The organism is Fusibacter sp. A1, from assembly GCF_004125825.1.
Taxonomy (GTDB): domain Bacteria; phylum Bacillota; class Clostridia; order Peptostreptococcales; family Acidaminobacteraceae; genus QQWI01.
On record NZ_QQWI01000012.1, the window covers coordinates 92,017 to 110,698 of the forward strand.

Here is an 18,682-nt window from a genome sequence, read left to right on the forward strand (position 1 = left end):
ATTCTTATCTTAAGTACCTATTCTGCCATATTTCCTTATGTATCATCCCCCCTATCCAATGGTAGTTCTAACTAATGTGTGCAATTACTTCAATCAATCAATTAATAGCGAAAATAATAAGAAGAGTCTTCTCTTTCTTGCTTTCATGATTCTAACTTATGTTCTTTTTTATGCTTTATCACCAGATAAGACAGTGCGGGCATTTAACTATGTTTCAAAAATACTGCTAGAAGTATTACCGATTCTTGCAATGGTTTATGTCTTCATGCTTGGTTTTTCATTTATCAATGAGAAGAAGTTGAAAAAGACCATTGAAAAAGCACCTATGCTTTTAAAGTATACGCTAATGAGCCTGTTAGGCACACTAAGTCATGGTCCAATTTATGCATGGTATCCCTTCTTGAATGAACTACATGGCAAGGGCTTATCAAAAGGGACAATGGGCACATTTTTATATGCCAGAGGTATTAAATTAACACTGCTTCCCATGTTATCTCGTTCTTTGACTTTAAGTTCGCAGTCATACTCACAATTACAACACTAATCTTCTCTGTCGTGCAAGGGGTAATAATTGATATTACTTGCGTAGTTGAAAATAGAGTTGAACAAGGATCGAACACTTGATTTTGCAAGTCTATCAATAGGAGCATTGAGAATCACTGAGGAGGAACACGTATGCCAAGAAAAAAGTCAAAAAGGTCGATAAGTTTTGTACCAAAACACAATAGAGTTGACGGCCAATGCTGTGAATCAGAAAGTATTGCAATATCTTTAGAAGAACTTGAGGCAATTCGTCTTTCAGACCTTCTATTTTATGATCAATCAAAAGCTGCAGATGAGATGGGTATCTCACGTGGTACACTACAAAGGATTCTAAAGTCTGCCCAAGAAAAAGTCGCAAAATCAATTCTACTAGGCGTCACCTTGGATTTTACAAAAGGGAACTCTGTAGAAAAAGAGCAGACTTTAGGTATGAGCAATCCTCTTACTCTTGCAATACCACTTGTTAATGGACAAGTCTCAAAACACTTTGGTAAGTCTGATCAGTTCTTCATAGCAACAATTCAAGAGGGAAAGATTATCCATTCCATATCGGTTGAAAATGATTGGCACGAAAGAGCTGTTCAGTCATTCAGTTTACTGAGTCATGGCGTTTCAATCGTTTTAGCACAGCACATGGGTGAAAGAGCTAAAGAGGTACTGGCGGCTTATGGTATCAACGTACACTTTGTCAATTCCGTCAGCCCAGATGATATCATCACGGAATTTATCAGCACGATATTGCAACCGGAATAACAAGTAGAATCGGTGCCAGATACTCAGGGCTTCACTGAACTAGCAGCCAAAATTGTAAGGTGAGGAGTCATGACCATTGAATCTACAATCGTGTTATGAAAAACGATTAACCTTCTTTGTAGTATCGTTTAGCTAACCTGGCAAATGTATGGAGAAAAATTCAAGAACAGAAGTGAGTAATTGAACGTCTACTCACTTCTGTTTTTTGTTATTGTTTAGTTTCTATTTTAGTTCTATTTTAGTTTTGCTAAGTTCACGCCAACAGCTGTGAACCTGTCTCTGTCCTCTGTTGTGGGAACCCATAGCACTTTTTGTCCTTCGTCAACAAGTTCAAAACCGGATGCCGTCAGGTGTTCGTTGATGAGTTTTACGGATTCACCGCTCCAGCCATAACTACCAAAGGCGAGTGCCTGTTTATTTTTGAAACGTAAGCCTTTTATCATTTCTAGAACTGCTGCCATATTTGACAATATCCCTTTATTGATTGTCGATGAGCCTACAAGAATCATTTTTGATTTGAACACTTCTGTGATGATATCGTTATGGTCTGTTGTGGCTACGTTGAACAACTTGATGGTCACATCATTATCGGCTTGCTTGATTCCTTTAGCTAGAGCCTCACCTATGGCTTTGGTTGCGCCCCACATGGTGTCGTATAAAATGGTGATTTGGTTTTCCTGATAATTATCAGCCCACTCTAAGTATTTTTCAACGATTTGAGTAGGATTGTCTCTCCACATGATGCCGTGAGACGGGCAGATTTTATTGACCTCTAGATTAAAGTCCAATACTTCATGAATTTTTTTTACGACGAGCGGGCTGAAGGGCGTTAGGATGTTGGCATAATATTTAGTGGCTTCTTGGAACAGTTCAGCCTGGTTCACTTTATCGTTATACATATGCTCAGATGCATAGTGTTGTCCAAATGCATCGTTACTGAATAGAATGGCATCTGAGGTATAATAGGTGAACATGGAATCCGGCCAGTGAAGCATGGGTGCCTCTACAAAGACGAGTTGACCTGACCCTATATCTAGAGTGTCACCTGTTTTAACTTCTACGAAGTTCCAATCTTGGTGATGGTGGCCCTTTAATGACTTAACACCATTAGAAGTACAGTAGATAGGCGTATCAGGGATTTCTCTCATAAGTTCGATAAGACCGCCGCTGTGGTCGATTTCTGCATGATTTGCGATGATGTAGTCGATTGTTGTGATGTCGACAACCTTTTTAAGGTTTTTTACAAATTCTTTTGAGAAGGGTAGCCATACCGTGTCGATCAAGACGGTTTTTTCATCTTGAATCAGGTAGGAGTTATAGGACGATCCTTTGTGTGTGGAATATTCCTCCCCGTGGAATTTTTTAAGATCCCAGTCAATCTGGCCTACCCATGTAACTTTATCTGTAATTTTAAACATAGTATCTCCTTTCGGCTAAAAGCGTCTGAACAGCACGTTGTTTTCAGTGTGAACATGTTGGTACATATCACTTTCAAGCTGTTCCAGCTTTTTATAGGTTAGTTCATATGTGTAACAGGCGTCTTCAGGTAAGGCGTAGTGGTTTGTTATTTCCGCTAATTTGTGAATAGCATCGCCTGCAGCATCATGTTCGTGTTCAAGAGAGTCGATCACGTTTTTAACCGTGCTAAAATCGCCAGTTCTAATCTGTGGAAAAAGTTCGCGTTCTTCTTTTACAAGATGGGATTCCAACTCTAGTTTTAGAGCCCCGAATAAGGAGTGGACATCAAAAAGTTCCGGGTGATTTTGTCCGTGGACATCGATTAGTTTAAATAACAATGCACTGATCACTGGCAGTTCATCTCGTAAGTACTTATGGTGGTTTTCGATGATTCTATCGATTAACGCTTCATTGGTGAGTTCTGAAAGTTTTTGAGTGGACTCACCGCTTGCTTCAATTTGCTCAAGTCGATTGAGAAGTGCCTGGTAGACCTCTGTTTCATCGGCCTTGGCGTCCTGGATAGCTTCTATTATGCTTTTGTGACCACCGCAGCAAAAATCGACTTGGTATTTCATATATGTCGGTGCTAGACCGGGGTGTTCGGTGATGCTGTCACCTATGTTCATTGTCAATTCAAAGTTTTTCATGTTGACCTCCTTGTTTTGTGTTGTTGTTAGCTTTACTATAAACCATTTGAAAGCTGAATCATGTGATTCAAGTCACAAGGCAATCATTTATACTTGTGATGCGATATGATAGTATGAAGTTGTAGGATGCAAGAGAAGCAACTATCGATAGTGAAGGTGGTATTATGAAAAAATCAAGCGAATTCAACATACATCATGGTTGTGTCACATGTGGTCACAAGTTGTGCGCGCAGAAGGTGTCGTTGTTTGAAAATCTGACTCATGAGCAACTGGGCAAAGTCATCAACCTGATTGATAGAAAGTTTTATAAAAAGGGAAGCGTCATTTTTAGCGAAGGACAGCCGCTCAGTGAGTTATACATTGTGAATTCTGGAAGCATAAAAATTTCTGTCATCAATCAAGAGGGAAAAGAACAGATACTCTATATTTTGCATGATGGGCAGTTTATAGGTGATTTGACTTTACTAAAATCGATTGATGCTGCATTTACTGCAACCGCTTTAGCTGATACCCATGTCTGTACCATTACAAACGTGAGCTTTTGGGAGCTATTAAGCAGCAGCAAGGACATTCTAATCAGCACCTTGGCATATGCGCATGATCGTATCAATTCTCTTGAAAAACTCGTTCAAGCGGTATCGACAAATGAAGCGGACCAGCGACTGCTGTATTTGTTGGATCAGTTGGCTGAATCAAGCGGCGTTCAAACAAAAGATGGTGTAGTGATCAATCTGAATATCGGAAGGGAAGATATGGCTAATTTTGTGGGTGTGAGTCGTGAAACCATTAGCAGAAAACTATCGCAACTAAGTAAAAAAGGAAAAATCGAGTTAATTGATCAGAAAACGATCAAATTGCTTTATTGATCGAGTCGATCTAGGAAGAATACACGGGTGACAAAAAAAGACAAGTCCACTTTACTGGCTTTGTCTTTGGTTAGCGAATTGCTTACTTTATCAACAACCTCAGGAGCTGGCATATACCAGCTCCTTTTATTTATTATCGAGACATATGCAGATAAGATATGTTACTTTGAACTCAAATATCCTTGTTTCTGATCCAGAAGAAACTTAGTGCGACTGATGTACCGATCAGTAGTACAAATCCTAGTACATAAAGCACATAAAACATTGGACCTAATTGAGATTCAAATTTGTCGATTAGTGCCATTCCTACAGGGAAAAGGCCTCTTCTATCCAGCATCATTGCAGCTTTTATTTTATCTTCAAGCATGATAAGTCCATAGCTATAACTCACCGCCATCAAGCCTAACACGATTCTCACCCCGATATTCAATCCATATTTAAACAGTATGGGGTATGAAACGGATACAATCACTGTGATAGGTGTTAGAGAGAACAGTATCCCTTTAACACTGATGAGGTTGTTTAAATCTAAAAAGGCTTTTGGATCAAATAAGCTAACAGCCCAAGTGATTATTGTTACAACAATCACCATGCTAATGCCAAAGAAGTAGGTCGACAAGTATTTGCCAACAACGAGTTCTTTTCTTGAAATCGGCAAACTGGCAATGTGAGGGGTAAGCGTATGGTCTCCAAGAAAAAGGATAACACCACTAAACGCAGGCAAGTAGATCAATAAAAAGCCCACGAGACCATCGATGGCATTTAGTATAAGGGTCATGTAGCTATAAATGGCCATGATGGCAATCAGTATATAGAAGAAGCTGCTATACGCTCTAAAATCCTTTTGAATAAACTTAATCATCTCATTCACCGATATCCTTTCTATTAAAGCATAGAATAGATAAACTTACCGATAGCAAGGTGTAGATAATTGAACCGGTAAAAATGGCACGCATGAATTTAATTTTTCCGAACTGATCTATTTTTTCACTTATTAATCTAGTGAGTACAGGGAAAATTTCTTTTTCGCTGTAGTAATAAGCAGTGTCGATTGTTTTTTCGAGATAAACTAGACCGATTAGGATCGCTAAAGCAAGGGCGCCATACAGGAGCATCAACACAATGCTACCTTTACGAGTGGCGAAGTTGAAATAAATTGGTAGTGTCAATCCACTTAAAACTATGGTAGGTAATAAGCAAATTAAGATCCCTTGATAGGAAATAAAGGGTTTTAATAAAACGCCTTCAGTTACAATGAATTCGGTAACAAGATAGCTGAAGAGTAGTCCAATTAGAATCATACTTAATGACACAGCGTATCCGAACAAATACTTCGACAGAATATAATCCCGTCTTCTAATCGGCAGTGCGTTCATTGTGATTTGATAAGGCTGGTCCATGACTACGATAAGTGTTGGAAAAATCATGGGGTACATTATAATGGCTATCATCGTCATGGTGCCATTGTAGTCTATGAAAAGGCCGAACGACATCATCAGCATGATGAAACTAAGTTGAAAATAGATGATATGAGAAACGCTGAGCCATTCTCTTTTTAATTGTCTAATCATTGTAATCACTGCTTCTTTCGTAGAAGTACATCACTTGCTCAAGAGTAGGTACTTCTTCAATATCCCACACTTTATGAGTGATCTGGTCTGATTTGACTAAGGCCTCATAGTTATAGGGGGTCACTTTAGAACCTAACATGATTTCTTGAACATCCTTTGGTATTTGGTTTCCTTGTCCCTTAACGAGTAGATAGGAAGACATGACCTGGTCTAGTGTGTTTGAAAATTCTATTGATCCATTTCTGATATAGGTGATGTAGTCTGCTATTTTTTCTGCGTCGGTTGTGATATGAGTAGAGAACAGTACAGAGGTTTTTCCGTTTTCAATCACCGATTGAAGGATCTCAAGAAATTCTGTTCTGAAAACAGGGTCCAATCCTGATGTTGGTTCGTCAAGTATGAGTAATTTAGCGTTATGAGACAAGGCGATTGCTAAGGAAAACTTGAGTTTCATTCCACGTGACAGCTTTTTAAAACGATATGAATCCTTAAGTCTGAACTTTTTTAAGTACTCATAAAAGAGTGCATCATTCCATTCTTTGTAAAAAGGAGAAATAATCTTTTTGATTTTCTTTAGTGAAAAATCATAGTACTTAGGTTCGTCAAACACAAAACCGATGTGTTCTCGTAATGCCTTTCCGTCTTTGATAGGATGAAGACCCAGTATGGAGATATCTCCATCATCATAGTGATAGAGTCCCATCATAATTTTTATTAGCGTTGTTTTGCCAGCACCATTTGACCCTATGAGACCCATGATATAGCCCTCGGGCAGGGTCAAGGATACTTGATTTAAAGAAAACTCGGGAAATGTCTTTACAAGATTGTTGATCTCAATGACATTCATACTTATTCCTCCTCCCAGAGTAACGAAATGATTTCTAAGACATCCTTTTTGCCGACACCCATGATTTTAAACTCAGCAATTGTGTGATACAACTGCTCTTCAACGATTTGGCGTTGCTTTTCCTGAACTCGCTCTTGACTTTGGCCCACCACATATGAGCCCTTGCCGCCGATTGTGTAAAGATATCCTTGAGTTTCTAGATCATCATATGCACGTTTAACTGTGATGACACTCACACCTAAGCTACGGGCGAGTGATCGAATGGATGGCAGTTGTTCTCCATCTGTCAAACTGCCTTTTAGAATCTGTTCAATCAGTTGCGTTTCGATTTGCTCATATATCGGCTTTTTTGAGGTATTTGTAATTACAATGTTCACAATAAAGCCTCCTGTATTAAGTGTACATATTGTCTATATACAGTATATACCCATAGTTCAGTTCTTTAATCAACTATTAATAAGATGTAAAGAACCATAGGTAGCCTATTAAGTATCCCTGTGAGTTAGGTAACTTAGCTTCACTTAATGGTACTTAAAGTGAGTAAAATCAAATGACAGGGGTAAATAACACTAGAGGTGATTATTTTGAGAACAAGACTCAGAATCTACATACCAATATTGATGGTTATGTTACTCATTACGAGTATTTTTTTTGCTGCATTTTTCGTACATGCTGAAGAAAATCCGCTAAATGTTTTAATCTTAAATTCTTACAATGATCAGTATAAATGGACGGTGGATACCTTAAAAGGGATAAGAGAGACTATAAGTTCAACAGGATTTGATGTTAATGTAAGAATAGAGTATATGGATGGTAAAAACATTTATAGCGATGATCATAATCAAATGTTATATGAGTTATATAAACTTAAGTATGCTGATGTTAATTTTGATGCGATCATCACCACTGACGACTACGCTTTTGATTTTCTTCTTGAGTATAGAAATGAACTATTTGCTGATACGCCTGTATTTTTCTGTGGAGTTAATTCGCTCGAACCCTATGCTGAATATGATCTTGAAAACATTTACGGTCTAGTCGAAGACAACTCACTCATTGAAACAGTTGATGTAGCCCTAAAGCAAAACCCTAAGTTGAAAAATATCAATATTGTAGTTGATTCAAGCATATCAGGATTATCAACACGTCGAGAAATGATAAAAGATATTGAGGAATATGACAAGGAACTAAAATTCAACTTTGTAGAGGGTGACACTCTTATGGAAATCCAAGCGACTATAAGAGGTATGTCTGATGACGAATCCATAGTTATTGTCGCCTTTTATAGTATTGATAATAAGGGAACTGCATATAATTCTCAAGAAGATGTAACTAAAGCTATCGCTGATGCCTCTTCTGTACCGGTGTATGGCTTATGGTCTTTTAGTTTTGAACATGGTATTGTTGGTGGCAAGCTTGTTTCGGGGTATTCACACGGTGAAAAAACTGCGAAACTCATGCTGGACTTCATAAATAATCATCAGCTGAAGAGTAAAATATATAGTGATGGTACGGATTCGAATATCCATATGTATGACTATAATGAATTAACTAAATACGGACTAGATGTCAACTTGCTTCCTAAAGGAAGCATCATCATAAACCAACCAGAATCATTCTATGAAAAGCACAAACATGTCATTTTGGTTAGTTTTGCAATTATCTTCTTGCTTGTCATCTATATCATTATTTTGAGAACGCAGATCACAACCGCTTCAAAAAAAATTGAGGAAACTCAGATGTCTCTTATGTTGGCGGAAAAAACAAGTGCACTGAGTGTGCTTATGAATGGTATTGCCCATGAAATGAACACTCCTCTTGGGAACTGTATTATGGTTGTCTCCTATTTGGAGAGGGTAAACGAAGAGATCAAAGAAAAATATCAGAATACGTCTCTCACTAAATCCGATTTAGCTGAAAACATACATCTTATTGAGGATTCTTGTAAAAGACTTTCTTTAAACTTAGGTAAAGCGACAGAACTTGTTGAATCATTCAAAGCGATATCAGTTCAGCATGAGACTGTAAGTAGTAGAATGTTTAATTTTAAAAGCTATATGGAGGAAGTGCTTTTATCGCTCGATGTCTTTTCTAACCAATCCAACTACACACTAGAGTTCAACTGCCCTAATGAATTGTACATTTTCAGTAAGCCTGGATACTATTATCAAATTTTTTCGAACTTGATTTCCAATTCAGTGGAGCATGGCTTTAAGGATATGGATAAAGGCCATATTGTGATCAATGTCGGTATGGATGGCGGAGACTTGGTCGTCGAGTATTTTGATAATGGTAAAGGTGGAGATAAAGTATGCAAAACAGTTTTCGATCCATTCTATTCAAGTAAACGAGGTAGCGATCATTCAGGACTAGGTATGTATAACGTGTACAATATCGTGTCTTCTCAAAACGGAAGTATCGAATGCTCCTCAAAAGAAAACGAAGGAGTTAACTATATTATCAGAATTCCACAGGCTTAAAAAAATACCGATTTATACGGAAACGTAACAGAAAGATGTGAAAACTGTGATTGCTGTCACAGTTTTTTTGTTTGTTCTCCAGTATACTCACCTTAAGCTAAGACAATACTTTGGATATGGAGGCAACGATGAAAGCATGGACAGCGTTTAATAAAGGTGGATGGCAGTCGGAAATAAGTGTCAGGGACTTTATTGTATCGAACTATGAGGAATATACTGGCGATGAAAGCTTTTTAGCATCTAAAACGGAGAAAACACAGACCTTATGGGATAAGTGTGAGGTACTGATAAAAGAAGAGATTGAAAAGGGCATCATCGATATCGAGACAGCGGTATTTTCAGGAGTCGACGCATTTGAAGCTGGGTACATCGACAAGGAGAGCGAAGTCATCGTGGGACTTCAGACCGATGCGCCGCTAAAGAGGATTGTCAATCCTTACGGTGGTTTTAGAATGGTTGAGGCGTCACTCGATGCCTATGGCTATTCGCTTGACGAAACTATGAAACAGCATTTTACTTCTTTTAGAAAAACGCATAATGAAGGCGTGTTTGACGCTTATACCCCCAAGATGAAACAGGCGCGTTCGGTAGGTTTGTTGACAGGCCTTCCTGATGCGTACGGAAGAGGACGGATTATCGGCGATTACCGCCGCGTCGCGCTTTATGGAGTAGACTTTCTGATTAAAAATAAGCAAGATGACTTAGCACATCTGCTCAATCGGGCGATGGATGAAAAAACAATACGTTTAAGAGAAGAAGTTAACGAGCAAATCAGAGCGCTTATCGCTTTAAAGAATATGGCAAGAACCTATGGCTTTGACCTTTCAAAACCGGCTGAGTCGGCTAAGGATGCTGTTCAGTACTTCTATTTTGCCTACTTGGCCGCCATTAAGGAGAACAATGGGGCGGCGATGAGTTTAGGCAGAAACACCACGTTTTTAGACATCTATATCGAAAGGGATATAAAATCGGGTGTACTGACTGAAGAAGGAGCACAGGAGCTCATCGATCAGCTCGTCATCAAGTTGAGACTGGTCAGACATTTGAGAACGCCGGATTACAATACTTTATTTGCAGGCGATCCGACGTGGGTGACAGAGGCTATCGGTGGTATGAACGACAATGGTAAGAGTCTTGTGACTAAAACGGCGTACAGGTTCCTCCACACCCTCACCAATTTGGGTGCGGCGCCGGAACCGAATATGACGGTACTTTGGTCTGAAAACTTACCTGAGGCCTTTAAGCGATACTGCATGAAGATGACAACGCAAACGGGTGCCATCCAATATGAGAACGACGACTTGATGCGCCCACTGTACACGGATGATTACGGTATTGCCTGCTGTGTGTCGGCAATGACAATCGGTAAGCAAATGCAGTACTTCGGTGCGAGAACCAACATGGGTAAAGCGCTGCTTTATGCGCTTAATGAGGGTCATGACGAGTTAAAGACTACGCGAGATGGCGAACCTGTCAAAATTGTCGATGGAGTAAAAGCGCTTAAGAGTGACGTGTTGAATTACGATGAGGTGATGAGCCGATTTAAGTATGTGATTGATGATGTTGCCGGACTCTATGTGGATACGATGAACATTATCCATTATATGCACGACAAATATGCTTACGAAGCCGTTCAAATGGGGCTTCATGACACGACTGTGCATCGACTGATGGCATATGGCATGGCGGGCATATCACTGGTGGCGGACTCCTTAAGTGCGATCAAACACGCTAAAGTCACCGCTATCAGAAACGAAAAGGGCATAACAACCTCGTTTTCAATCGATGGTGAGTATCCACAATACGGAAACGATGATGATCGTGTGGACGAGCTTGCGATTGAAGTGGTCGAGTACTTTATGGACGCGCTGAAAAAACATGTTCCTTATAGAGATTCAGAGCAAACGATGTCGCTTCTGACAATCACATCGAATGTGGTTTATGGTAAAAAGACCGGTGCGACTCCTGATGGACGTTTGGCAGGAGAACCTTTTGCTCCGGGTGCGAATCCTATGCACGGACGAGACAATATGGGAGCGCTTGCTTCCCTTAATACGGTTGCGAAGCTTCCCTATGAGGCTTCGTGCCGGGACGGGATATCAAATACGTTTTCAATTGTTCCTGAAGCACTTGGAAAAGAAGACGAAACACGATTTATGAATTTAGCGGGAATCCTTGACGGTTACTTTTCGCAGGGGGCTTTTCACTTAAATGTCAATGTCCTTTCTAAGGAGCTGCTTATTGATGCAATGCATCACCCTGAAAAGTATCCGACACTAACGATCAGGGTGTCGGGATATGCGGTTCACTTCAATCGGTTGACTAAAGAACAAAAGATGGAAGTAATCAATAGAACGTGCCATACGGCTTGTTAGGAGGCATCATGAACACTGGGAGAGTCTATAAAATTGAAACGATGGGACTGCTTGATGGACCTGGAATTAGAAGCGTGTTCTTTCTTGAAGGCTGTCCTTTAAGGTGCTCCTACTGTCATAATCCGGAATCACAGACTTGCAGAGTCGGCACGCCTGTGTACAGTCCAGATGAGGTTGTACGCATTAGTAAAAAGTATTTGCCCTATTACAAGCGAACTGGTGGCGGCGTCACTTTTTCGGGTGGGGAGCCACTCCTTCAAGGGGAGTTTTTGATAGAGACGTTAAAGACACTAAAAAAACAAGGAATCCATACAGCAATTGACACTTCGGGGATTGGAAATGACAGATACCACGACGAGGTGCTACGAAATGTGGATTTGGTGATTCTGGATGTCAAAGCGTTTAGCGAAAGCAAACATCGTGCATTAACAGGTGTTTCACTATCAGGGCTTGAGGCGTTTATAGCGAAACTTACTAAGTTCAAGGGTCAGATCTGGATCAGGCATGTCATGCTGCCCGGGGCTACCGATTCGACTGAAGCGATGGATCAACTGCTTGAAATCATTAGTCCGCTAACGAAATTGATTGAAAAAATCGAGATTTTACCGTATCATAAACTTGGGGATGATAAATATTCTCAATTGGAGATAGAAAATACCCTGTTGGATATGTCTGAAATGGATAAGAAAATAGCCAAGGGATATGAGATATACGCCATGTGTGCGTTACTTAACAAACGAAAGCAGTGTCTGTTGACAGAAGCTGTTTAGTGAGGAGTTTAATATCGATACGTGTAAAATATCTAAAGGATTATGTAGGGATTGTACCCATACCCACTGCTTAAGCAGTATACCGCTATTTGAGAACTTATCGGACAGCGAGGCCGAGCTTGTCGCTGAAAGTGTGTTTACCATGCGGTATAAAAAGGGTGACAAGATATTCAGTTCAGGCGATGAGGCCAATAAGCTTTATATCGTCTGCACAGGAAAAACAAAGGTGACAAAGTACACTCAAGATGGAAAAGAGCAAATCATCTACATCCTCACATCTGGGGATTTTATCGGTGCGTTCAACCTCTTGAAAAAAGACAAATTCGATTTTGATATGATCGCCTTGAAGGACACTACAATCAGCGCTCTTGAGAAGGACGCTTTCGATAGGCTGATCTTGCTTAATCCAAGTATTACTTTGAAAGTGCTTGAAAAGGCCTATGAACGAATCATGAAGGTGGAACGTCTGGCTGAAAGGCTGGCGCTCACAAGTTTAGACCAGCGCGTTGCGTCCATGCTGTTGAATTTTGCAGATGAGATAGGCAAGCCGACCGAACAGGGAATTGTACTTGAGCTGTCGATGAATCAAGAAGAATTGGGCGCTTACGCAGGCATTACAAGAGAGACCATCAGTAGAAAACTGAATCTGTTCCAAGAAAACCAGTGGATTGAACTTGTTGGGACAAAAAAGGTGATCGTGAAAGACGTAAATGCCTTACGGAACGCTTTTAACTAAGTAGAGTTCAATCACCTGCGTAGTAATCTACTTCTCTTCCACTTAAATAGAATCTACGATCATAAAAATCGACTTCGCTATCAAAGTGAAGTCTTTTTTTATAGGGTCACTCTATTACATTTGCCTTAAAATCCACCATTAAGTGACATAGTTTAGTAGAATAATAGTAGTTGGTTTCATAAGACTTTCTTATGTGATCGATTTCAAGCGGTTGTTCAAGGAGGGGTGTAGATGCAAAAAATGTATATGAATTTGAAGGTAGGCAATATCGAAAAATCTAGAAGTTTTTATAAGGGGCTCGGGTTTGATGCAATAGAAATGTATAACACTGAAAAGTCCAGCGTCTATCGTATGCTTGATGATTGCTTCCTTATGGTTTATGAAACCGGCGCGCTTGATCACCACAAAAATATCCCAGGTGTAGACATGAAGACCTATCAAAACTCATCCTTTTCACTGGCTGCAGACAGCATTGCTGAAATTGATGAGATGATAAATAAAGTAAAAGCCTTGGGTGGACATGTTTATCCTGAACCCATTGACAATGAGTTCATGTACGGGCACGGTTTTGTCGATATGGACGGCAATATATGGGATTTGTTTTTGTTTAAAGAGACAAAGGATAAGGTGTAGATTGCAAAACGCCTATCGTAAGTTTTTCAGCTAATTAATACTTTTTCGATTAATCAGCATAGACTTCATGGCAGTTTCCATCAGGGTCGGCAAACATGGCAGTTCTTTGACCCCAAGGCATATCGTGTGGGGCTAAGATGGCTGTGGCACCCTTATCGATCAATTCTTTATAGGTTGAATCGACTTCTGTTTTTGTAGCAACCCAAAATGCGAGTTCAAAACTTTTGCCTTTTCTTTCTTCAAGAAATGCCTCATGTTTTGTTAACTCATACATAAGTTCTTTTGAACAGAGAGCGATTCTCACGCCATCATGAATTAGTTCGATATAACCGCCACTTTCATCCTCTGTTGTAAAGCCCAGCACATCTTTATAGAATGTCAGCATTTCTGTTAGATTGTCTGTGAGTATTGAAATTAGTTTGATTGATGGTCGCATATATGCCTCCTGGTTAATTTGGTAAGATGGGTTTATGTATATTATACCATTAATCCAAAATACAGTTAATGAAGTCAAGACGAATAGTTGACTACAAAGTAGATCAGGTTCTTCACAAACCTTCTCGTTTTTAGGCAAAGTTTAGTTTGAATCAAACTCTACATATGATTTATAAGTAATTAAGGTTAAACTGAAATCATACAAGATTAGGAGGATAGGATCTATGAAAATACATACATCAAGCTATTGGCAAAATGAACAAGTCGTACTAAGGGCGATGGAACCAGAGGACTGGCAAGCTGGATTTGACAGCTATTTTGACTCGGAAGCTAGAAGAATGCTTCAGTATCAATTGGAACTGCCTATCACTGAGAAAAAGGCACAAAGTGATACTGAATATTTTTCATACTTTAATCAAGAGTCTGGCAGACTCATGTTCACCATCTTAAACAAAGAAGGTGACATTGTAGGGGCTGTCAACCTAAACAGCATCGATGAAAGAAATGGACTTTTCAGCATTGGCATGCAGATTTCTAGCGGGCACAGGGCAAAAGGCTATGGCACAGCAGCGATGAAGATTTTGCTCGACTATGCCTTCAATGAAAGACGACTGCATAAGTTTAACGTTTCGGTGATTGACTACAACATCGGCTCAGCTACGATGCTTCAAAAGGTCGGCTGTCAAAAGGAAGGCGTCCGTAGAGAGGTTATCTATATGAAGGGAAAACACTACGATGAAGTCTTATACGGACTAACGGCAACGGATTTTAACGACAGAGCGAGATAATGAAAAAGGAGGTTCTTATGGCAGTAGTAGAAGTCACTATCGTCCCGCTTGGTACTGCGGATACCAGCGTAAGCAAATACGTTGCCGATTGCCACCGGATTGTAACTGAGCAAAGTGAGATCAAGTATTTACTGACCCCTATGGCTACAGTACTTGAAGGCGATTTGGCCACTATCATGGAGCTAATTGCAAAAATGCATGAAGTCCCGTTTGCTAGTGGTGCCAAGCGTGTATCGACATCCATTAAAATAGATGATAGGCGCGATAAGATAGGAACTATCGATCAAAAGCTGAAGTCTGTTGAGGAGAAACTTTGAATTTGACTTGTGCCTTTTGTATTGACTCATTATATTGTTGGAGACTGATTTATGTTTATAGAAACGGAACGCCTTGTTCTACGTAAGTTTGCGAATGATGATTTTGATGATTTTTGCGAGTTCGCGATGGACGATGAGATGTGCAAAATGATGGGCAGAAATCTGATGTCAACAAAAGACGATGCCCGTTGGAATTTTGAGTGGCTTAAGGATAAGGAAGAACGGGGTTATGTACTACAGTATAAGGATACGGGTAGAGTGATTGGCAATCTTACCGTTGGTGGTGTCCCGAAAGAACTTTTGGGACTTGAGGAACTAAAGGACAAGATTGGTAGAAGCATGTCCTTCTCGATTTCTAAAAGCTATCAGCATAAGGGGTTGATGTTTGAGGCGGTAAGCGCCGTTATTAAGCATCTATTTGAACTAGAGGGGATGGACTACGTTCAGTGCGGTCATTTTCCTTTTAATATCGCTTCTGAAATGCTTCAAAAGAAAATGGATTTCAAGTACCTTACAACGCTAAGGTTTGTAGATGAAGGAATAGAGGTTGTTTCTGTTGAAAACATCCTCTGGAACAGCATGAAAAAGACTTCACTTTAAAGTGAGGTCTTTTTTTGTGCGATTCTGGGTACTATAATAGGGTAAGCTGTTGAATAAACCTTTTACTATGACGATATGTATTGGAGTTGATAGTATGAAACAAAAAGCGTTACTACTTGCAGCACTGATTGTGATTGCCTTATTGACCCTGACTGTGAGTGCCGATCCGGTTGACCCCTTGGACTTTTGTATCGGTGTCGACCATCCTCCCTTTGATCAGACCTATGCTGGGGACGGCTACTCTTATCTGCGGCTTGGTCTTACCATGCCACTGGAGTATTACGAGGAGGGGACAGAGTTTACAGGTGAGCTAAGCGGAAGCGGTGCTTCACAGACGCTTGTTGGCACACTAGATGCAAACGGGCAGTTGTTCTTTGCTTTTCCTTTGTATTCTTACGGATCCTATGCGGTAAACGTCATTGACGACGCAGGCGCTACGGTCTTTATAAATGACGTGTTGGTTGATGCTTCTGAACCGGAGTGCGACCCCGATTCACTTGCCGTGTCTCCTCCTAAAGCGACCGAGGCTCAAACGACTGTTACCACTGAGCAAGTGACAGAATCGGAAGAAACCACTCAAACCGAAGCGACACAATCTGACGTAACAGAAACACAAGAAGTTACTGTCGAAACTACCCAATCAGATGCTGAAGAACCAGGTGGGATTGTGTGGTGGCCGGTGATTCTTGTCGGTGGGGGGGGGCTGATCGCTATTATCGGTATGCTGATTTTGCTAAAACGAAATTGTGAAAAGGAAAGAAAAGCTTGGCTTGCTGCCTCAGAGAATGCATCTGCTGCAAGTGAAGCCGCTAGGAAAGCCGAAGAAGTTGCTGAAAAGCTATCCGATGAGAGAGAACAGCTCGAAGAAGAGCTTGATGATATCAGAAGAACGTATCCGAGCGCAGGACGAGAAGGTGGGGATGAAGCTTGGATTGAAATGGACGGCCACCGGATTACAAGCAGAGATGTGGCGATGAGGCGTGAAGAAGAACGTGCGGCATGGGACGAGTACCGCAGTGACCCCAATAAGGATTCCGCAGAAGAACTTGTGGAAGATTGGGAAGAGGCAGCGACACCGCAATCTGAGGAAGAGCGTCGTGAACTTGATAAAGAAGCTACGGAGTTAAAAAAAGCGATCAAGGCAGCTAAAGAGGCTGAAAATAGAGCGATTGATCAAGTCAAAAGTGCGAAAGAAAAAGAAGAACAGGCGATCAAGGCCGCGGATAATACACGCCGTGCTTACGAGGAGTGTATGAAAGCCGCACTAGCGCCACCAAAACCAGAAACCGGCACTACTCCTGGACCGACTGGTGGTGCTCCTACAGGCGGTCCAAGCGTTGCTACCGGTAAGGATGAAAGACCGTGTTGTAATGATGACGATCCACCACAAGAGCGAAACAGAAAAAATTTAGGTAGAGTAAGCATTCCTGTCAGGTTGGAAGTCACTCTTGAAGGGGGCGGAGCTCATGAGGGAGCGGTTGCCGCCAACGACATTAGCGGACAGCTTGCTGATGCGTCTGAAGCCCTTGGTTGGATCAGTAAACTGATGGATGTTAAAGGGATAGGTGAATCCCTCGTGCGTGATGGTGTGGGGTGGTCGCTGCTTGGAGCCGCCGGTCCGCCTGCAGCCGGTCAGGCGCTAGACATACCTGTGCCTACTTCGCCAGGACAGCTGGCGGTTGACACGCTTTCAATTTTAGGCAAGATATCAAGTGTCATTATCGGAAAGGTTCCTGAACTTCAGGAGCGTAGATTACCTGATTGTGATGTTTCGGCATCGATAGCAAATAATGTCTTTAAGGCGGAGTGTGTTGAGATATGGGTGTGCAGAAACGGACAATGGGTTAAAGACAGGTCTAGATTTACCCTTACACTGATCAGTAGGAGCAAGGGACGCATGACGAAGCGCCGCGCCTTAACGTGGGCCCAGGCTCAACTGCAGATTAGACAGTATGAACGGATATACAGAAGTCGACTTTCAAGAGCCCTTGACAGGCTTGCCGAATTGGAAGCGGGGTGTAGGTAATGCCAATGACGCGGTTTAAACGCTGTAGAAGTTGCCGCAGAAGACTGGCGCTACTTTTAATCGTTCTCGGGTTTTTGGTCACGTTAGCCGGTATTGTTTTGCTTGTTACGATTAATACCGATAGCACATCAGAAGCGGATCCATACGATGAGACTGAACTGACAGTTGATGTTATGACTGAAGCGATGACGGAAGTTACAGCGGAAGCTACAACTGAATCAACGACAGAAGCTCTTTCGATACCACACGATCCGGTTTATTTTGAAGGTGCAAATCCAATCCCTGTGGGGATAACGGTGATGAAGTCTGATGGAACCGTTTTGAAGAAAGGTGATTTTCCCACTTTTCATGCTGTATCTTCTATCAGCGCAGAGTCAGGGATGAATCCTGAAACAAACGAGGCATCTGAGAACCTGCTGATCGTCATGTCTGCTTTACCTGACAGATATATGAGTGTAGCGGTGATTATCGCTACGGATCAACCCGAAATAACGAGCGCAGCACCAGACCTTATCGAGGGATTACAGTGGACACTTGTTTACTCAGGCGAAGGCTTCAAAAAAACAGCCAGATCAGTCGCAGCTACTGGTGAGATAACAGAGCATGTCGCTGAAGGGTTCAATATCAGATTTGTAGGTAATGAAGACAATGCCGAGGTGGAGTTTTTCGGACCGGTAGGTACACATTATTATGCCGTCATGATCTATGATGATACTTACTTCACTCTGATTCTTCCTTGAGACTAACAGCAGGCGAATCAGAATAAACAGTTATAAGTGTTCTGTTTATCATGTTACCAATCAGCACGTGTTAGACTGGATATATAAATAGTTTAGT

General features: G+C 41.1%; 19 protein-coding genes. 12 read left to right on the forward strand and 7 right to left on the reverse strand.

The annotated features are described in order from the left end of the window. The first annotated feature begins 675 nt into the window (after nt 1-675). The gene (locus DWB64_RS16035) at nt 676-1,296 is read left to right on the forward strand and encodes a DUF134 domain-containing protein (RefSeq protein WP_129489257.1); all 621 of its coding nucleotides are present in this window, start codon (nt 676-678) and stop codon (nt 1,294-1,296) included. Nucleotides 1,297-1,529: 233 nt separating this feature from the next. Here the strand turns inward: DWB64_RS16035 and DWB64_RS16040 are convergent, their stop codons facing one another. Next, nucleotides 1,530-2,714, reverse strand: a complete 1,185-nt coding sequence (locus DWB64_RS16040) for an anaerobic nitric oxide reductase flavorubredoxin (RefSeq protein WP_129489258.1) — start codon at nt 2,712-2,714, stop codon at nt 1,530-1,532. A 15-nt stretch (nt 2,715-2,729) separates the two neighbouring features. Beyond that, nucleotides 2,730-3,401 carry an iron-sulfur cluster repair di-iron protein gene (gene ric / locus DWB64_RS16045; RefSeq protein ID WP_129489259.1) on the reverse strand — a complete coding sequence of 224 codons (672 nt, stop codon included), beginning with the start codon at nt 3,399-3,401 and terminating at the stop codon, nt 2,730-2,732. A 164-nt stretch (nt 3,402-3,565) separates the two neighbouring features. Between ric and DWB64_RS16050 the strand changes: the two genes are divergently transcribed. Next, complete coding sequence (locus DWB64_RS16050; protein WP_129489260.1) at nt 3,566-4,267, forward strand: Crp/Fnr family transcriptional regulator; 702 nt, start codon at nt 3,566-3,568, stop codon at nt 4,265-4,267. A gap of 172 nt (nt 4,268-4,439) precedes the next feature. On the opposite strand, the gene DWB64_RS16055 is transcribed toward DWB64_RS16050, so the two are convergent. The 4 genes from DWB64_RS16055 to DWB64_RS16070 are packed head-to-tail and all read right to left on the reverse strand — an operon-like array spanning nt 4,440 to nt 7,062. Beyond that, a complete protein-coding gene (locus tag DWB64_RS16055; RefSeq protein ID WP_129489261.1) occupies nt 4,440-5,129 on the reverse strand; it encodes an ABC-2 transporter permease in 690 nt (229 codons plus the stop codon). Between the two features lies 1 nt (nt 5,130). Beyond that, nucleotides 5,131-5,838 carry an ABC-2 transporter permease gene (locus tag DWB64_RS16060; RefSeq protein WP_129489262.1) on the reverse strand — a complete coding sequence of 236 codons (708 nt, stop codon included), beginning with the start codon at nt 5,836-5,838 and terminating at the stop codon, nt 5,131-5,133. Further along, nucleotides 5,831-6,685 carry an ABC transporter ATP-binding protein gene (locus DWB64_RS16065; RefSeq protein WP_129489263.1) on the reverse strand — a complete coding sequence of 285 codons (855 nt, stop codon included), beginning with the start codon at nt 6,683-6,685 and terminating at the stop codon, nt 5,831-5,833. Before DWB64_RS16065 ends, DWB64_RS16060 begins: the two co-directional genes overlap by 8 nt. A gap of 2 nt (nt 6,686-6,687) precedes the next feature. Then, nucleotides 6,688-7,062 (reverse strand): GntR family transcriptional regulator, encoded by a 375-nt coding sequence (locus tag DWB64_RS16070; protein ID WP_129489264.1) that lies wholly within the window; start codon nt 7,060-7,062, stop codon nt 6,688-6,690. A 207-nt stretch (nt 7,063-7,269) separates the two neighbouring features. On the opposite strand from DWB64_RS16070, the gene DWB64_RS16075 reads away from it, so the two are divergent. The 5 genes from DWB64_RS16075 (at nt 7,270) to DWB64_RS16095 (ending at nt 13,679) form a co-directional block, all read left to right on the forward strand. Beyond that, complete coding sequence (locus tag DWB64_RS16075) at nt 7,270-9,165, forward strand: HAMP domain-containing sensor histidine kinase (RefSeq protein ID WP_129489265.1); 1,896 nt, start codon at nt 7,270-7,272, stop codon at nt 9,163-9,165. Nucleotides 9,166-9,293: 128 nt separating this feature from the next. Continuing rightward, the gene (pflB, locus tag DWB64_RS16080) at nt 9,294-11,540 is read left to right on the forward strand and encodes a formate C-acetyltransferase (protein ID WP_129489266.1); all 2,247 of its coding nucleotides are present in this window, start codon (nt 9,294-9,296) and stop codon (nt 11,538-11,540) included. Nucleotides 11,541-11,548: 8 nt separating this feature from the next. Then, entirely contained in the window at nt 11,549-12,310 is a 762-nt protein-coding gene (gene pflA / locus DWB64_RS16085; RefSeq protein ID WP_129489267.1) for a pyruvate formate-lyase-activating protein, read from the forward strand. A gap of 142 nt (nt 12,311-12,452) precedes the next feature. Further along, the gene (locus tag DWB64_RS16090) at nt 12,453-13,046 is read left to right on the forward strand and encodes a Crp/Fnr family transcriptional regulator (protein ID WP_129489268.1); all 594 of its coding nucleotides are present in this window, start codon (nt 12,453-12,455) and stop codon (nt 13,044-13,046) included. Nucleotides 13,047-13,277: 231 nt separating this feature from the next. Then, complete coding sequence (locus DWB64_RS16095) at nt 13,278-13,679, forward strand: VOC family protein (RefSeq protein WP_129489269.1); 402 nt, start codon at nt 13,278-13,280, stop codon at nt 13,677-13,679. Between the two features lie 49 nt (nt 13,680-13,728). On the opposite strand, the gene DWB64_RS16100 is transcribed toward DWB64_RS16095, so the two are convergent. Further along, nucleotides 13,729-14,115: a VOC family protein gene (locus DWB64_RS16100; RefSeq protein ID WP_129489270.1), complete on the reverse strand. Its 387-nt coding sequence runs from the start codon at nt 14,113-14,115 to the stop codon at nt 13,729-13,731. A gap of 223 nt (nt 14,116-14,338) precedes the next feature. On the opposite strand from DWB64_RS16100, the gene DWB64_RS16105 reads away from it, so the two are divergent. The 5 genes from DWB64_RS16105 to DWB64_RS16125 all read left to right on the forward strand — a co-directional run bounded on the left by DWB64_RS16105 (nt 14,339) and on the right by DWB64_RS16125 (nt 18,585). Beyond that, nucleotides 14,339-14,902 carry a GNAT family N-acetyltransferase gene (locus DWB64_RS16105; RefSeq protein ID WP_129489271.1) on the forward strand — a complete coding sequence of 188 codons (564 nt, stop codon included), beginning with the start codon at nt 14,339-14,341 and terminating at the stop codon, nt 14,900-14,902. Nucleotides 14,903-14,919: 17 nt separating this feature from the next. Continuing rightward, entirely contained in the window at nt 14,920-15,219 is a 300-nt protein-coding gene (locus DWB64_RS16110) for an MTH1187 family thiamine-binding protein (protein WP_129489272.1), read from the forward strand. A 51-nt stretch (nt 15,220-15,270) separates the two neighbouring features. Beyond that, the gene (locus tag DWB64_RS16115; protein WP_129489273.1) at nt 15,271-15,819 is read left to right on the forward strand and encodes a GNAT family N-acetyltransferase; all 549 of its coding nucleotides are present in this window, start codon (nt 15,271-15,273) and stop codon (nt 15,817-15,819) included. Between the two features lie 94 nt (nt 15,820-15,913). Next, complete coding sequence (locus DWB64_RS16120; protein ID WP_129489274.1) at nt 15,914-17,845, forward strand: hypothetical protein; 1,932 nt, start codon at nt 15,914-15,916, stop codon at nt 17,843-17,845. Further along, nucleotides 17,845-18,585 (forward strand): hypothetical protein, encoded by a 741-nt coding sequence (locus tag DWB64_RS16125; RefSeq protein ID WP_129489275.1) that lies wholly within the window; start codon nt 17,845-17,847, stop codon nt 18,583-18,585. Before DWB64_RS16120 ends, DWB64_RS16125 begins: the two co-directional genes overlap by 1 nt. Nucleotides 18,586-18,682: the final 97 nt, after the last annotated feature.

Excerpts from the sequence above, each read along its gene's own strand:
- DWB64_RS16115 (WP_129489273.1), top strand. The coding sequence starts at position 15,271 with ATGTTTATAGAAACGGAACGCCTTGTTCTACGTAAGTTTGCGAATGAT.
- ric (WP_129489259.1), bottom strand. The coding sequence starts at position 3,401 with ATGAAAAACTTTGAATTGACAATGAACATAGGTGACAGCATCACCGAA.
- DWB64_RS16120 (WP_129489274.1), top strand. The coding sequence starts at position 15,914 with ATGAAACAAAAAGCGTTACTACTTGCAGCACTGATTGTGATTGCCTTA.
- DWB64_RS16060 (WP_129489262.1), bottom strand. The coding sequence starts at position 5,838 with ATGATTAGACAATTAAAAAGAGAATGGCTCAGCGTTTCTCATATCATC.
- DWB64_RS16055 (WP_129489261.1), bottom strand. The coding sequence starts at position 5,129 with ATGATTAAGTTTATTCAAAAGGATTTTAGAGCGTATAGCAGCTTCTTC.
- DWB64_RS16100 (WP_129489270.1), bottom strand. The coding sequence starts at position 14,115 with ATGCGACCATCAATCAAACTAATTTCAATACTCACAGACAATCTAACA.
- DWB64_RS16090 (WP_129489268.1), top strand. The coding sequence starts at position 12,453 with ATGCGGTATAAAAAGGGTGACAAGATATTCAGTTCAGGCGATGAGGCC.
- pflA (WP_129489267.1), top strand. The coding sequence starts at position 11,549 with ATGAACACTGGGAGAGTCTATAAAATTGAAACGATGGGACTGCTTGAT.
- DWB64_RS16095 (WP_129489269.1), top strand. The coding sequence starts at position 13,278 with ATGCAAAAAATGTATATGAATTTGAAGGTAGGCAATATCGAAAAATCT.
- DWB64_RS16050 (WP_129489260.1), top strand. The coding sequence starts at position 3,566 with ATGAAAAAATCAAGCGAATTCAACATACATCATGGTTGTGTCACATGT.
- DWB64_RS16040 (WP_129489258.1), bottom strand. The coding sequence starts at position 2,714 with ATGTTTAAAATTACAGATAAAGTTACATGGGTAGGCCAGATTGACTGG.
- DWB64_RS16110 (WP_129489272.1), top strand. The coding sequence starts at position 14,920 with ATGGCAGTAGTAGAAGTCACTATCGTCCCGCTTGGTACTGCGGATACC.
- DWB64_RS16105 (WP_129489271.1), top strand. The coding sequence starts at position 14,339 with ATGAAAATACATACATCAAGCTATTGGCAAAATGAACAAGTCGTACTA.
- DWB64_RS16125 (WP_129489275.1), top strand. The coding sequence starts at position 17,845 with ATGCCAATGACGCGGTTTAAACGCTGTAGAAGTTGCCGCAGAAGACTG.
- DWB64_RS16065 (WP_129489263.1), bottom strand. The coding sequence starts at position 6,685 with ATGAATGTCATTGAGATCAACAATCTTGTAAAGACATTTCCCGAGTTT.
- DWB64_RS16035 (WP_129489257.1), top strand. The coding sequence starts at position 676 with ATGCCAAGAAAAAAGTCAAAAAGGTCGATAAGTTTTGTACCAAAACAC.
- pflB (WP_129489266.1), top strand. The coding sequence starts at position 9,294 with ATGAAAGCATGGACAGCGTTTAATAAAGGTGGATGGCAGTCGGAAATA.